The sequence below is a fragment of the Citrobacter sp. CK202 genome, assembly GCF_030333225.1.
GTDB classification, from domain to species: Bacteria; Pseudomonadota; Gammaproteobacteria; order Enterobacterales; family Enterobacteriaceae; genus Citrobacter_B; species Citrobacter_B koseri.
On sequence record NZ_JAOWGI010000015.1, the window covers coordinates 40,414 to 56,056 of the forward strand.

Sequence of the window (15,643 nt, forward strand, 5' to 3'; positions counted from 1 at the left end):
CTCTGAATTAAAAAACGAAGGCCGAATCACTGACTACAATTAATCCCACGTTCAGCAGAAAACGTAATGCGTTTGAGCGACGTTCTCCCGCTATTCACAACCGAACGATGAGGACTTGATGATGAATAAAGACGAAATCGGCGGCAACTGGAAACAGTTTAAAGGTAAAGTGAAAGAGCAATGGGGCAAACTGACCGATGATGATATGACAGTCATCGAAGGTAAGCGTGATCAACTGGTGGGTAAAGTCCAGGAACGCTATGGTTACGCAAAAGATGAGGCGGAAAAAGAAGTGAAAGAATGGGAAAACCGTAACGACTACCGCTGGTAATCAACTTCTCCTGCCCGTGAGTACAAGGACGTACTCCCCTCTGTTCAACGTACTTGCTTTGGGCGGCGTCTGCGGATTAGCCGCCCGATTTATTTAACGTGGTTTCTTCTTCACCAAAATAGAATGGTCGTGCTGGCATTCGCCGGGGTGGCGACAGGCTTCGACTTCCACACACGCCGGGCATAACCCGTGTGCTTCAATCACGTTATGGCGCAGAGCGAACCCCATTTTTGCCGCCAGCGTATGCATAATGTCTTCCACGCCTTCAGCACACTCCTCTTTTACCACACCACAACGGTCGCAGATAAACATGGCCGAGCTATGGGTCGGCTGATCGAACAGGTGACAGAGCATGTAGCTGTTGGTGGATTCGACCTTGTGAACAAAACCCTGCTCAAGCAGAAAATCGAGCGCACGATACACCGTCGGCGGTTTGGCCTGCGGCTCCGTTTCACGCAGCAGATCCAGCAGGTCATAGGCGCTGATCGCGCCTTCCTGTAGGCTCATCAGACGCAACACTTCGAGGCGCTGGGGTGTCAGCCGCACATTGCGTTGCGCACAGAGTTTTTCAGCTTGCGCTAAAAGCTCTTGCGTGGTGGTATTTTCCATGTGGCACCTCGGATTGCGTGAAAGGTTAATCTTCTACTTTACCATGTTCTGCGTGAAACGCCGAGAAGCAGCTCATAACACAGCTCTGGTTGCTACACATAACCGTTTCATGCAAAAAACAATACCTGCACGGCGGCGCGTCTGTCACTGGTTTCTGTAAGTGGGTAAATTGAACCGGGAGGAATAGTCCATAGCGTCACTGGACTTTCACCCGGTGGTATTATTTTCTATCATTGAACGGTTATCTATTAACGCTAATCGTATTATTAAAATTGCTCAGTAAAATTATCATGAAACTTAAGTGAGGACCTTTTATAAGCGTTCACCTATGAAAATTTTATGATATTCATGTTCAGTATGCTTTAAGGGTATTTATTGTTCTGCTTTTTATTTGTAACATTATTATTCTTAAATCGTGGTGGCAATACGTTATTTTTTGACGATGCACAAAATATCACTGTCCCCAGAGAATTACTCTCATAAAAGTGGTGTAATAAATCAGGGGCACAAATGGGTGATATTATTTATGTAACCATTGAGGGTGAGCATCAAGGGGATATTTCCTCTGGTTGTGGAACCACAACTTCAGTGGGGAATCGTTGGCAGCAGGGACATGAAGATGAAATTTTCGTTTTTAGCCTTACGCAGGGGATATCAAACACTGGAATGGGGGTGAAGCATCAGGGGCTGTCCTTTAGCAAAGTAATTGACAGGGCGTCACCGTTACTGACAAATGCGATCAATAATAATGAAAATCTTAAAATGCGCTTTGATATTTATCGGATCAATAGATTTGGCCGGTGGGAGAAGTATTATGTCATTAAACTGAGAGGGGCAAGATTAAATCGGCTGGTATCTGAATCACGGCAAAATAGTTTGGATTATGAATATATTTCGCTGGATTATGATTATATTCATTGTCAGCATCTTCTCGCTGGTACTGAATTCGATTACCTTGTTACGCCTGAACGATATAATCAGCTCTTTCCAGTGGCGCAGGTTATATCCCCTCCCCCAGAGCCGGAGAAACGAAAGGTCACGCTGGTGCTGGGGATCTTCTTCGATGGTACGGGCAATAACGCGGTCAATACGCGAAATATGCTGGCGGCTTGTACCGCGCAGCATTTTGACATTGATAACCCTGATGCGGAAAGAATTCTCCAAAAGAGTGCTTCCGAAAAAATGGGGCTGAGTGGTACGGAGGCAACCAGCTACTACGGGTACTATACAAATATACACTGGCTAAATGAGCTATACCTGAAAAGGTATCCTCCCGATGGGCATTATATTCAGTATGCCGTATATATTGAAGGCATAGGTACGCAGGCTGGTGAAGCGGACAGCATGATCGGCTTAGGGCTTGGCACGTCTGATTACGGTGTAATCGCTAAAACTGACGATGCGGTAGCGCAACTGGCTGAAGCAATAAAGGCGGCGTTGGATCAACTTCATGGTGAGTTTAGTGTTGATACCTTTCTATTTGATATTTTTGGCTTTAGCCGCGGTGCAGCAGCGGCCCGTCATTTTGCGAATCGCGTACAGTCAGAAGACGGCGCAATTGTGAATGCCATTAATGCTGGCATGGTAAAGCAGGTCTACACGGGGAAACCTGCAGGAAAGACCCGCTTTATGGGTATTTTTGATACCGTCACGGCCGTTGGAACTCCCTTTAATGGTCTGAATCCGCACAGCGCTGATACGGGCGACGTCAATATTCGTTTGCGGCCCGGCGTGGCGCAAAAAGTTTTCCATATCACCGTTCAGCATGAATGTCGCTATAACTTTGCGCTTAACAGCGTGGCGCCTGCCTGGCCGGAGATAACCTTACCCGGAGTGCATTCCGACATCGGCGGCGGTTACCTGCCTAAAACGCGTGAGGATCTGTTTCTTACCCGCCCGCAGGTGGACACTTTACCATCAAATCAACCTGATGAACGTTCCGGCGCTTACCGGAAGACCATGGCACAACTACCGGTTCTGGAAGCCTCTCCTGCTATCGCACCGATTATGCGTACTAATGAAATCACCCCTGAAGTTTGGTCAGACGACTACGCCGCTACCGACCGTTATGGTCAGATGCAAAAGCGCAGCTTTGCCGCACTGACGATGCGCCAGCGCATTGTCCGAAGTGACTGGTCGAAGGTAATTCTGCGGGTGATGGTTGATGCGGCGAAGGAAGCGGGGGTGATGTTTGAACCTTTTGAGAACAAAAAAGATATTCAGATTCCAGGTGAGCTTCTCACTTTCTATGAACATGCGACAAGGATAGGTAAATCCGCGCGTTTGAGACAGCCAGCAATCGGTTTTTCCGGGCAAGACATTGAAATTATCGCCAAAACCTATATCCACTGTTCAGCAAACTGGAATGCCGTCGCCGTAAGTAAAACGGGTAAACCACAAGGCGGGGTTTCTGCTTCTGAAACGATCGGCTTCGTTAACCGGCCTGATGTCGGATGGCTCAGAACAGTTTACAACATGGACGGGAAACAATGATGAACGCACGACGGTTACATATTCTGGCAGTCCTGCTGGCGCTGGCGGGGTGCAGTCACCCGCAGACGTATCCCTTACAGTCGAAGCAGGCCGCCAGCGGTGACTGGACATTGCCCTACGGGAAAGGGAGTTTTTCTTTTATCACCCCCTGGCAGTTGCCTGCATATGTTACACAAGCGCGGGTAATCGATACTGACGGCTATCTCTATACCTTTTACACGCTGGACTCAACATCCCGTGACCCAGTTTCCATCGATAAATGGGGCGATATTCTGTATGGCGGAAGCGTTAACTTCAACAAAATCAACAAGCCTCCGCAGTTTATTGTGTTCTGCTGGGATTCCTTAATCGATCGCCGGACTTATGAAACCCGCGTGATATTTTCACCCGCAATGTGGCAGCGTATGAAGACACCTGCCGATCATACTCGTCGCTCTGGTGAACCCATGTGGTATCGCAATATCCTGTTCGGCCTTGCGCCTGGTGGCAAGGTCAGGATCTGGTTCCCTGATGTGGGCGATTATCCTGCCATCCCCGTAACGCCCCGGAAAATCCACACCCTGTCGGGTAATGAACTGACGATCTGTAAGGAGGGGGCAAACAGCGACTTCCTGCACGAATACCGTTATTCAGAGAGAACGGAAGCATTTATCAAAGGAAAAACCTACCCCTACGGGGAGTGGTAATAACAGGGACGGGAAACAATGATGAACACACGAACAGTTATGATTCAGGCATTATTTCTCATGGCATCTTTTTAACCTCAATGTGCCATCTGCGTGCGGGTGTTTCTCTATGCTATAGTAGGCCATATCTCATTCCATTCTCCTCTGTAGGCTCCCATTTTTAGGGGGCTGTCAGAGGTACCGAGAATGCAAAAATACGTTAAAAAGTTTAAAAATGCATCAAAATAAAGAGTCACAAAATACGTTGCAAACCAACGTGATGCCAGAGAAATTAGCCCTGTACCCTGCTCATCGTTTTTCTATCGCGCCGATGCTCGACTGGACGGACAGACATTGCCGCTACTTCCTGCGTCTGCTGTCTCGCCAGACGTTGCTCTATACCGAGATGGTAACAACCGGGGCGATCATTCATGGTAAAGGCGACTATCTGGCATACAGCGAGGAAGAACATCCGGTGGCGTTGCAGCTTGGCGGCAGCGATCCGGCTGCGCTGGCGCAATGTGCGAAACTGGCGCAGGCGCGAGGATATGACGAAATTAACCTCAACGTAGGCTGCCCGTCTGACCGTGTACAAAACGGCATGTTTGGCGCCTGTCTGATGGGAAATGCGCAACTGGTGGCGGATTGCGTGAAGGCGATGCGGGATGTAGTGTCGATCCCGGTAACGGTCAAAACCCGTATCGGTATTGACGATCAGGATAGCTACGAATTTCTCTGTGACTTCATCAATACGGTCGCCGGTAAAGGCGAATGCGAGATGTTTATTATCCACGCGCGCAAGGCCTGGCTCTCCGGGCTCAGCCCGAAGGAAAACCGCGAGATCCCGCCGCTGGATTACCCGCGCGTTTACCAGTTAAAGCGTGACTTCCCGCATCTGACCATGTCCATCAACGGTGGTATTACGTCGCTGGAAGAGGCGAAAGCGCATCTGGAGCATATGGATGGCGTGATGATCGGGCGCGAAGCCTATCAAAACCCGGGCATTCTGGCCTCCGTTGACCGTGAGATCTTTGGCGCGACCACGGCGGATGCCGATCCTGTGGCTGTCGTTCGCGCCATGTATCCGTACATTGAGCGTGAACTGAGCCAGGGGACATACCTCGGGCATATTACCCGTCATATGCTGGGGCTGTTTCAGGGGATTCCAGGCGCGCGGCAGTGGCGCCGTTATCTGAGTGAAAATGCCCATAAAGCAGGCGCCGACATTGACGTGCTGGAACATGCGCTGAAACGGGTGGCGGATAAGCGTTAAGTTCTCACTAAAAGTTAGTCAATTTCACCACGCCCTGCGCACAGTCGCGGGGCGTTTTGTTTGCAAATCAATAGATTAATTTTGGCATGTTTCTTGTAATGGTCTGAATATGTCGGCCCGCAAAGCGCTACGCCACCGGGCATTCCATATTCAGGGGGAATCATGCTGGAACTACTTTTTGTGATGGGCTTTTTTATCATGCTGATGGCCACCGGCGTGTCATTGTTGGGGATTCTGGCCGCGCTGATGGTGGCGACCGCCGTGATGTTCCTGGGCGGGATGTTTGCGTTGGTGATCAAACTGCTGCCGTGGTTGCTGTTGGCTGTTGCCGTGGTGTGGGTCATCAAAGCGGTAAAAACGCCAAAAATCCCACAGTATCAGCGCAATAACCGTCGGTTTTACTAAGGTATTGTGCAGAGGATCACAACCTGTAACTTTCTTCTTAGAAGCAAATAGGAATTGATTATCAAATCTGTCACTATTGCGCGGCTAATGAATTCATCGAGCTGTACCCTACATACAGCCGAACTAAAAAAGAAAGGGCTTCCCATGTGGAAGCCCTAATTCTTTTCCCCGTCATACTACGGAATGAGCAGGCTCGATCCCTGCGTTGCCCGGCTTTCCAGCACCTCATGCGCGCGCTGCGCATCTTTCAACGCGTATTTCTGATTCTCCGCGACCTCGACTTTTATCACGCCGCTGGCAATCAGTGAAAACAGCTCGTTGCTGGCTTCGGTCAATTCATCGCGACTGGTAATGTAACCCTGGAGAGAAGGGCGAGTGACGTACAGCGAGCCTTTTTGGTTCAGGATGCCTAAGTTAACGCCGGTCACAGGGCCGGAAGCGTTACCAAAACTCACCATCAGCCCCCGGCGTTGCAGGCAATCCAGCGACGCTTCCCAGGTGTCTTTCCCGACTGAATCGTAAACCACCCGTACTTTTTTGCCGCCGGTAATCTCTTTCACCCGTTCAGCGATATTTTCTTCACGATAGTTAATCACTTTCCATGCGCCAGCCTGTAAGGCAATTTGCGCTTTCTGCGCGCTGCCTACCGTGCCGATAAGTTTTGCGCCCAGCGCTTTAGCCCACTGGCAGGCGATAAGGCCCACGCCCCCGGCGGCGGCATGGAACAAAAACGGTTCGTCGGGTTTAACCTCATAGGTTTTGCGCAGCAGATAAAAGACCGTTAATCCTTTCAGAAAAGAGGCGGCAGCCTGCTCGAAAGAGATCGCTTTAGGGAGAATGGCGGCCTTATCGGCGGGAACATTGTGTACCGAACTGTAAGCCCCGAGCGCAGACTGGGCATAAACGACGCGGTCGCCCGCTTTAATATGTTTAACGTTGCTGCCGACTTTACTCACCACGCCCGCCGCTTCGGTGCCTAACCCGCTGGGCAGGGATGGCGGTGGATAGAGCCCACTGCGAATATAGGTATCAATGTAGTTGATGCCAATTGCTTTATTTTCGACCTGGATTTCGTTTTCCGCCGGGTCTACAGGGGTAAAGTCCACTGCTTTCAGGACGTCAGGGCCACCGTGCTTGTGAAATTCAATTCGTGTTGCCATGCTTCCTCCAGAACGTATCGTAAGGGTCCACTTATATGGTAAAGTTTCGACCCATTCTTTATCTCGGTAACTCCATTCACTATGGCAGGAAATAAACCCTTCAACAAACAACAGACTGATGCGCGTGACCGTGATTTGCAGGTTGACGGGCTGAAAGTACCGCCGCACTCGATTGAAGCGGAACAGTCGGTGTTGGGCGGTTTAATGCTGGATAACGAACGCTGGGACGATGTCGCCGAACGCGTAGTGGCGGATGACTTTTATACCCGGCCGCACCGGCATATTTTTACCGAAATGCACCGTTTGCAGGAGATGGGGAAACCCATTGACCTGATCACGCTGGCGGAGTCGCTGGAAATTCAGGGGCAACTGGACAGCGTTGGCGGTTTTGCTTACCTGGCGGAGTTATCCAAAAATACGCCAAGTGCGGCGAACATTAGCGCTTATGCGGATATTGTCCGCGAACGTGCCGTTGTTCGCGATATGATTTCCGTCGCCCATGAAATTGCCGATGCGGGTTACGATCCGCAGGGGCGCAACAGCGACGAGCTGCTGGATCTCGCGGAATCTCGCGTTTTCCAGATTGCGGAAAACCGCGCCAATAAAGACGAAGGCCCGAAAAGCATCGATCAAATCCTCGATGCGACCGTGGCGCGCATTGAAACCCTTTTCCAGCAGCCGCATGACGGTGTGACAGGGGTCGATACCGGTTATCAGGACTTAAACAAAAAAACCGCCGGTTTGCAGCGCTCGGATCTGATCATCGTTGCGGCGCGTCCGTCGATGGGTAAAACGACATTTGCGATGAACCTCTGCGAAAACGCCGCGATGTTGCAGGAGAAACCGGTACTGATCTTCAGTCTGGAGATGCCCGGCGAACAGATTATGATGCGTATGCTGGCGTCGCTGTCGCGCGTGGACCAGACGCGCATTCGTACGGGTCAGCTGGATGACGAAGACTGGGCGCGTATTTCCGGTACGATGGGCATCCTGCTGGAGAAGCGCAATATGTATATTGACGATTCATCCGGCCTGACGCCGACGGAAGTTCGCTCGCGCGCCCGTCGTATCTACCGTGAACATGGCGGGTTAAGCCTGATCATGATTGACTACCTGCAACTGATGCGCGTGCCGTCGCTCTCCGATAACCGTACGCTGGAAATCGCGGAAATCTCTCGCTCGCTGAAAGCGCTGGCAAAAGAGCTACAGGTGCCGGTGGTGGCGCTGTCGCAGCTTAACCGCTCTCTGGAACAACGCGCCGATAAACGCCCGGTCAACTCGGATCTGCGTGAATCCGGCTCCATCGAGCAGGATGCCGACTTGATCATGTTTATCTATCGTGACGAGGTTTATCACGAAAACAGCGACTTAAAAGGCATCGCAGAAATTATTATTGGTAAACAACGTAACGGCCCAATCGGTACGGTACGTCTGACGTTTAACGGGCAATGGTCGCGTTTCGATAACTATGCGGGACCGCAATACGACGACGAGTAAATCTCCTTCATCATTCACGCCGCAGATGCGTTGACTGCGCCCGCTTACCCCTTCGGGAACAGCGCCGGCGCTGTTCAAAAACGCTAGAGCGTTTTTGTCCTGCAACGCGAATGATTTTGGCGATTCTTTTTATAAGGAATTCAAATGCAAGCGGCAACTGTAGTCATTAACCGCCGCGCTCTGCGACACAATCTGCAACGTCTGCGTGAACTGGCGCCTGCCAGCAAGCTGGTTGCGGTCGTGAAAGCGAACGCTTACGGACACGGTCTTCTGGAGACCGCGCGAACGCTCCCTGATGCCGACGCTTTCGGCGTCGCCCGCCTTGAAGAAGCCCTGCGCCTGCGGGCGGGCGGGATCACGCAGCCCATTCTGTTGCTGGAAGGTTTTTTTGAAGCCACCGATCTGCCAGTCATCTCTGCACAGCATCTGCATACCGCCGTGCATAACGAAGAACAGCTTGCCGCGCTGGAAGCCGCCGGGCTGGATGAGCCGGTAACGGTGTGGATGAAACTGGATACGGGAATGCATCGTCTGGGCGTGCGTCCTGAAAAAGCCGAAGCGTTTTATCAACGGCTTACGCAGTGTAAAAACGTGCGCCAGCCGGTAAATATCGTCAGCCATTTCGCCCGCGCCGATGAGCCAGAATGCGGTGCGACCGAGCAGCAACTCGATATTTTTAATACCTTCTGCGAAGGTAAACCGGGGCAACGCTCCATCGCCGCTTCCGGCGGCATCCTGCTGTGGCCGCAGTCTCATTTTGACTGGGCGCGACCGGGCATCATCCTCTACGGCGTCTCGCCGCTGGAAAATCAGTCCACTGGCGAAGATTTTGGCTGCCAGCCGGTCATGTCGCTAATCTCCAGCCTCATTGCCGTTCGCGAGCATAAAGCGGGCGAACCGGTGGGTTACGGCGGCACATGGATCAGCGAGCGTGATACGTGTCTGGGCGTGGTTGCTATGGGCTATGGTGATGGTTATCCGCGCGCGGCGCCGTCCGGTACGCCGGTGCTGGTTAACGGTCGGGAAGTGACGATTGTCGGTCGCGTGGCGATGGACATGATCTGCGTCGATTTAGGCCCTCAGGCGCAGGACAAAGCAGGCGATCCGGTCATTTTGTGGGGTGAAGGTCTGCCCGTTGAGCGCATTGCGGAAATGACAAAAGTGAGTGCTTACGAACTTATCACACGCCTGACATCAAGGGTTGCGATGAAGTACATCGATTAAATGCGTGCCGGGTGGCGCATTGATCCCAGGCCGGATAAGGCGGATACCCCGCCATCCGGCGATATTCACATCAACATCCTCTCGATCTTCTCTCGCTTCCGGTTTATTGTGTTTTAACCCCCTGCCTGTAAACCTGGAGAACCACAGCGTGTTTCAAAAAGTTGACGCCTACGCTGGCGACCCGATTCTTTCGCTTATGGAGCGTTTCAAAGAGGATTCGCGTAGCGACAAAGTGAATCTCAGCATCGGTCTGTATTACAACGAAGAGGGCATCATTCCTCAGCTTAAAGCCGTTGCCGAAGCGGAAGCCCGGATTAATGCGCAGCCGCACGGCGCGTCGCTGTACCTGCCAATGGAAGGTCTCAATACCTATCGCCATACCATTGCGCCGTTGCTGTTTGGCGCCGATCATCCGGTTCTTCAGCAGCAACGCGTGGCGACAATTCAGACGCTGGGCGGTTCCGGCGCGCTGAAGGTAGGGGCGGATTTCCTGAAGCGTTATTTTCCTGAATCCGCCGTGTGGGTCAGTGACCCGACCTGGGAAAACCACATCGCAATTTTTGAAGGCGCTGGTTTCGAAGTAAGTACTTACCCCTGGTATGACAACGCCACTAACGGCTTACGTTTCAACGATTTGCTGGCGACCCTCAACACCTTGCCTGCCCGCAGCATTGTGCTGCTGCATCCGTGCTGCCATAACCCGACCGGTGCTGATTTAACCCATTCGCAGTGGGATGCGGTTATTGAGATCCTGAAAGCGCGCGAGTTGATTCCGTTCCTCGACATTGCCTATCAGGGATTTGGCGCCGGTATGGAAGATGATGCCTACGCGATTCGCGCCATTGCCAGCGCCGGATTACCCGCGCTGGTCAGTAACTCTTTCTCGAAGATCTTCTCGCTGTATGGCGAACGTGTGGGCGGGCTTTCGGTGGTCTGTGAAGACGCTGAGGCCGCAGGCCGCGTGTTGGGTCAGCTCAAAGCCACCGTGCGCCGTAACTACTCCAGCCCGCCGAATTTTGGCGCGCAGGTGGTTGCCGCCGTACTGAACGATGAGGCGCTCAAAGCCAGCTGGCTGGCGGAAGTGGAAGCAATGCGCACGCGTATCCTGGCGATGCGTCAGGAACTGGTGAATGTCCTGAACGCCGAGATACCGGGCCGTAACTTTGATTATCTGCTGCAACAGCGCGGCATGTTCAGCTATACCGGCCTGAGCGCTGCACAGGTGGACCGTCTGCGTGATGAGTTCGGCGTCTACCTGATCGCCAGCGGACGCATGTGCGTGGCGGGTCTGAATTCCGGCAATGTCCAGCGCGTGGCGAAGGCGTTTGCTGCGGTGATGTAAGTAATTGTGTTGCCGGATGGCGGCGTTGCCTTATCCGGCCTACAAAGCAACTCGTAGGCCCGGTAAGCGGTAGCGCCACCGGGCGAGCAGCGCTGCCCCCTCCATTCATATGTGATCATCCTCTTTTTCTGTAACAAAACCGCAGAAAATTCTTCCTTTCACCTGCCGCTGGGGTTATGGTCAGAGAGTTTTTTGACCAGTCAATATAATTAAAAATCATAACTAACTGACTATTTAGGGAAAAATATGCGCAAGATAACCCTGGCCTTGAGCGCCTTTTGTTTACTTTTCACGTTAAATAATTCAGCAATCGCCCTGGCGTCCTCGCCGTCGCCGCTAAATCCTGGCACCAATGTTGCGAAACTCGCCGAGCAGTCTCCCATCCACTGGGTTTCTGTCGCGCAGATCGAAAATAGCCTGGCGGGTCGTCCTCCCATTGCTGTCGGGTTTGATATTGATGACACCGTGCTGTTTTCCAGCCCTGGCTTCTGGCGCGGCAAAAAAGTCTATTCGCCAGAAAGCGAGGATTATCTGAAAAATCCGGCATTCTGGGAGAAGATGAACAACGGCTGGGATGAGTTCAGCATTCCGAAAGAGGTGGCGCGTCTGCTCATCGATATGCACGTCCGGCGTGGCGACAGCATCTTTTTTGTCACGGGGCGGAGCCAGACGAAAACCGAAACCGTCTCGAAAACGCTGGCTGATGATTTCCACATTCCCGCAGCCAATATGAATCCTGTGATTTTTGCAGGCGACAAGCCGGGCCAGAACACCAAAACGCAGTGGCTACAGGAGAAAAATATCCGCATCTTCTACGGCGACTCCGACAATGACATTACGGCAGCCCGTGACGCGGGCATTCGTGGCATCCGCATCCTGCGCGCCTCCAACTCTACCTATAAACCGTTGCCACAGGCCGGCGCGTTTGGGGAAGAGGTGATTGTGAACTCGGAATATTAAAACCGGCGGAACCTTTTGCCCCAGGACTGATAAAACGCATTAGCGTCGCCATCAGGCCTACAGTGGCATCATCCGGTAAGATTCTCAATCGCTGTTTTTTTGAACAAAATTGAGCTGCTGGCTTTTACCTTTGGCGGACTTGCTGCAAACTGAGTAAGAGACGTTCTCAGTGGGGCAATATGCTTAAAAGGGGAATAAGAAGATGACCAATTCGGAGTTACTGCAATATTGCATGGCAAAAACAGGCGCGGAACAGAGCGTTCACAGTGACTGGAAAGCCACACAAATCAAGGTTGAAGATGTGCTTTTTGCCATGGTGAAAGAGGTGGAAAATCGCCCGGCGGTATCTTTGAAAACCAGCCCTGAACTGGCGGAGTTGCTGCGCCAGCAACACAGCGATGTGCGACCAAGCCGACATCTTAATAAAGCGCACTGGAGCACCGTCTACCTGGACGGTTCGCTACCGGATTCGCAAATCTATTATCTGGTGGATGCCTCTTATCAACTGGCGGTAAGTACCCTGCCGGAGGACAAGCGTAAGCTGTTGGTGCAGCCGTGAGCCGTTTTGCCGGATGCGGCGCAAGCGCCTTATCGAGCCTACAAACTATTACGCATATTCTGTAGGCCCGATAAGCGCAGCGCCATCGGGCATTATTACAGCATTGGTTTGAGGAAACGGGCAGTATGTGATGCTTCACACTCTGCGACCGTCTCCGGCGTCCCGGAAACAAGAATTTCGCCGCCGCCGCTGCCGCCTTCCGGGCCGAGATCGACAATCCAGTCCGCCGTCTTAATGACGTCCAGGTTGTGCTCAATCACCACAATGGTGTTGCCCTGGTCGCGCAACTGGTGCAGCACGTCCAGCAGTTGCTGAATATCGGCAAAATGCAGACCGGTGGTCGGTTCATCCAGAATGTACAGCGTCTGCCCGGTGCCGCGTTTCGACAATTCACGCGCCAGCTTCACGCGCTGTGCTTCACCGCCGGAGAGCGTGGTGGCGGACTGACCGAGACGGATGTAGGTCAGACCCACGTCCATCAACGTTTGCAGCTTACGCGCCAGCGCCGGAACGGCGTCAAAAAATTCGCGCGCTTCTTCGATGGTCATATCCAGCACTTCGTGGATAGTCTTGCCCTTGTACTTAATCTCCAGCGTTTCGCGGTTATAGCGCTTGCCCTTGCACTGGTCGCACGGTACGTAAATATCCGGCAGGAAGTGCATTTCAACCTTGATGACGCCGTCGCCCTGACAGGCTTCGCAGCGCCCGCCGCGCACGTTAAAGCTGAAACGTCCCGGCGTATAGCCGCGTGAGCGTGATTCCGGCACGCCAGCGAACAGCTCACGTACGGGCGTAAACACGCCGGTATACGTTGCCGGGTTAGAGCGCGGCGTACGGCCAATTGGACTCTGGTCGATGTCGATGACTTTGTCGAAATGCTCCAGCCCCTGAATATCACGATACGGCGCAGGTTCCGCAATGGTCGCCCCGTTTAACTGGCGCTGGGCAATCGGGAACAGCGTGTCGTTGATAAGCGTGGACTTACCCGACCCGGATACGCCGGTAATACAGGTAAACAGGCCAACCGGCAGCGTCAGGGTGACGTCTTTCAGGTTGTTGCCGCGCGCGCCGGTCAGCTTCAGCACTTTCTCCGGGTTCGCGGGAACGCGCTGTTTCGGCACTTCAATCTTGCGTTTGCCGCTCATGTACTGGCCGGTGAGGGATTCCGGCACCGCCATAATCGCCTCCAGCGGCCCTTCGGCCACGACCTGACCGCCGTGTACGCCAGCGCCGGGGCCGATATCGATCACATGGTCGGCGGCGCGGATGGCGTCTTCGTCATGCTCCACCACAATCACGGTATTGCCGAGGTTACGCAGGTGAATCAGCGTTCCCAGCAAACGTTCGTTATCGCGCTGATGGAGACCGATAGACGGTTCATCCAGCACATACATCACGCCTACCAGCCCCGCGCCAATCTGGCTGGCCAGACGGATACGCTGGGCTTCGCCGCCGGACAAGGTCTCTGCCGAGCGGGACAGCGTCAGGTAGTTGAGGCCGACGTTTACCAGGAACTTGAGGCGGTCGCCAATCTCTTTGAGGATCTTCTCCGCAATCTTTGCACGCTGGCCTGCGAGCTTGAGATTGTTGAAGAAGTCCATCGCATGGCCGATGCTCATGTCGGAGATCGCAGGCAGCGGAGTATTCTCGACGAAGACATGACGTGCTTCACGGCGCAGACGCGTGCCTTCACAGCTGGCACACGGACGGTTGCTGATGAATTTAGCTAACTCTTCACGTACCGCGCTGGACTCCGTCTCTTTGTAACGGCGCTCCATGTTGTGCAGCACGCCTTCGAACGGATGGCGACGCACGGAGGTGTCGCCACGATCGTTGATGTATTTGAACTCGATGCTCTCTTTGCCGGAACCGTACAGAACGACTTTATGCACATTCTGACTCAGACTTCCCCACGGCGCTTCCACGTCGAACTTATAGTGTTCCGCCAGCGATTTCAGCATCTGGAAGTAATAGAAGTTACGGCGATCCCAGCCGCGAATCGCGCCGCCAGCCAGAGAAAGCTCCGGGTTCTGGATCACGCGATCGGGATCGAAATATTGCTGTACGCCGAGGCCGTCGCAGGTCGGGCAGGCTCCCGCCGGGTTGTTAAACGAGAACAGACGCGGTTCCAGCTCGCGCATACTGTAGCCGCAAATTGGGCAGGCGAAGTTGGCGGAAAAGAGCAGCTCTTCCGCTTTCGTATCGTCCATATCCGCGACGATCGCGGTGCCGCCGGAGAGTTCCAGCGCGGTTTCAAAAGATTCCGCCAGGCGCTGGGACAGATCGCTACGGACTTTGAAACGATCGATCACGACCTCAATGGTGTGTTTCTTTTGCAGCTCCAGCTTCGGCGGATCGGAGAGATCGCAGACCTCGCCATCAATACGGGCGCGGATGTAGCCCTGGCTGGCCAGGTTTTCCAGCGTTTTGGCGTGCTCGCCTTTGCGCTCTTTAATAATGGGCGCCAGCAGCATCAGGCGTTTGCCTTCCGGCTGAGACAGCACGTTATCCACCATCTGGCTGACGGTTTGCGCCGCCAGCGGGACGTCATGATCCGGGCAGCGCGGTTCACCCACGCGGGCGAACAGCAGACGCAGATAGTCATGTATTTCGGTAATTGTACCTACCGTAGAGCGCGGGTTATGGGATGTCGATTTCTGCTCAATTGAGATAGCGGGCGACAGCCCCTCAATATGGTCGACATCTGGTTTTTCCATCAAAGACAGAAACTGACGCGCATACGCGGAAAGGGATTCAACGTAACGACGCTGCCCTTCGGCATACAAGGTGTCAAAAGCGAGCGAGGATTTGCCAGAACCCGAAAGCCCGGTGACGACAATCAGTTTGTCGCGCGGGATGACGAGGTTGATGTTTTTGAGATTATGGGTGCGGGCGCCCCGAACTTCGATCTTATCCATTCACCTTTCCCGGATTAAAACGCTTTTTCCCGGCCGCATGGCGCTACCGGCGATCACAAACGGTTAATTATGACACAACTCAACCTGAATGGATATACAGTATTGGAATGCAAAACACAGGCTACTGTGTAACAATGTCCGCCCAAGGTTGTTTACTGGAATCAGCCTCGCATCGTAGTAAAAACGCTATTGGTAATGCTACAATCG

The 15,643-nt window shown here is 53.1% G+C and carries 13 protein-coding genes; 10 read left to right on the forward strand and 3 right to left on the reverse strand.

The features are described 5' to 3' along the window. Positions 1–121 precede the first annotated feature (121 nt). Entirely contained in the window at positions 122–331 is a 210-nt protein-coding gene (locus OGX84_RS01490) for a CsbD family protein (protein WP_024130835.1), read from the forward strand. Positions 332–424: 93 nt separating this feature from the next. On the opposite strand, the gene zur is transcribed toward OGX84_RS01490, so the two are convergent. Next, on the reverse strand, positions 425–940 hold the full coding sequence (gene zur / locus OGX84_RS01495) for a zinc uptake transcriptional repressor Zur (protein ID WP_104867905.1): 516 nt from the start codon (positions 938–940) through the stop codon (positions 425–427). Positions 941–1,450: 510 nt separating this feature from the next. Between zur and OGX84_RS01500 the strand changes: the two genes are divergently transcribed. The 4 genes from OGX84_RS01500 (at position 1,451) to pspG (ending at position 5,776) form a co-directional block, all read left to right on the forward strand. Beyond that, on the forward strand, positions 1,451–3,433 hold the full coding sequence (locus OGX84_RS01500; RefSeq protein WP_286457291.1) for an Hcp family type VI secretion system effector: 1,983 nt from the start codon (positions 1,451–1,453) through the stop codon (positions 3,431–3,433). After that, positions 3,430–4,119, forward strand: a complete 690-nt coding sequence (locus OGX84_RS01505) for a DUF2931 family protein (RefSeq protein ID WP_112001359.1) — start codon at positions 3,430–3,432, stop codon at positions 4,117–4,119. The genes OGX84_RS01500 and OGX84_RS01505 overlap by 4 nt, the downstream gene beginning before the upstream one ends. A gap of 214 nt (positions 4,120–4,333) precedes the next feature. Beyond that, positions 4,334–5,371 carry a tRNA dihydrouridine(20/20a) synthase DusA gene (gene dusA, locus OGX84_RS01510; protein WP_012134633.1) on the forward strand — a complete coding sequence of 346 codons (1,038 nt, stop codon included), beginning with the start codon at positions 4,334–4,336 and terminating at the stop codon, positions 5,369–5,371. 162 nt (positions 5,372–5,533) lie between these two features. Then, positions 5,534–5,776, forward strand: coding sequence for an envelope stress response protein PspG (gene pspG, locus OGX84_RS01515; protein WP_012134631.1), 243 nt, complete (start codon positions 5,534–5,536; stop codon positions 5,774–5,776). Between the two features lie 176 nt (positions 5,777–5,952). Here pspG and OGX84_RS01520 read toward each other — a convergent pair whose 3' ends face one another. Next, complete coding sequence (locus tag OGX84_RS01520) at positions 5,953–6,936, reverse strand: quinone oxidoreductase (RefSeq protein ID WP_012134630.1); 984 nt, start codon at positions 6,934–6,936, stop codon at positions 5,953–5,955. A gap of 81 nt (positions 6,937–7,017) precedes the next feature. Between OGX84_RS01520 and dnaB the strand changes: the two genes are divergently transcribed. From dnaB to OGX84_RS01545, 5 genes are all read left to right on the forward strand, one after another. Beyond that, positions 7,018–8,433, forward strand: a complete 1,416-nt coding sequence (dnaB, locus tag OGX84_RS01525; RefSeq protein WP_012134629.1) for a replicative DNA helicase — start codon at positions 7,018–7,020, stop codon at positions 8,431–8,433. 144 nt (positions 8,434–8,577) lie between these two features. Further along, the gene (alr, locus tag OGX84_RS01530) at positions 8,578–9,657 is read left to right on the forward strand and encodes an alanine racemase (protein ID WP_012134627.1); all 1,080 of its coding nucleotides are present in this window, start codon (positions 8,578–8,580) and stop codon (positions 9,655–9,657) included. Between the two features lie 148 nt (positions 9,658–9,805). Beyond that, positions 9,806–10,999 carry an aromatic amino acid transaminase gene (gene tyrB / locus OGX84_RS01535; RefSeq protein WP_199976332.1) on the forward strand — a complete coding sequence of 398 codons (1,194 nt, stop codon included), beginning with the start codon at positions 9,806–9,808 and terminating at the stop codon, positions 10,997–10,999. Between the two features lie 246 nt (positions 11,000–11,245). Then, positions 11,246–11,959, forward strand: a complete 714-nt coding sequence (gene aphA, locus OGX84_RS01540) for an acid phosphatase AphA (protein ID WP_012134616.1) — start codon at positions 11,246–11,248, stop codon at positions 11,957–11,959. A gap of 202 nt (positions 11,960–12,161) precedes the next feature. Further along, on the forward strand, positions 12,162–12,518 hold the full coding sequence (locus tag OGX84_RS01545; RefSeq protein WP_012134615.1) for an MmcQ/YjbR family DNA-binding protein: 357 nt from the start codon (positions 12,162–12,164) through the stop codon (positions 12,516–12,518). Positions 12,519–12,613: 95 nt separating this feature from the next. Here the strand turns inward: OGX84_RS01545 and uvrA are convergent, their stop codons facing one another. After that, complete coding sequence (uvrA, locus tag OGX84_RS01550) at positions 12,614–15,436, reverse strand: excinuclease ABC subunit UvrA (RefSeq protein WP_012134614.1); 2,823 nt, start codon at positions 15,434–15,436, stop codon at positions 12,614–12,616. Positions 15,437–15,643 lie beyond the last annotated feature (207 nt).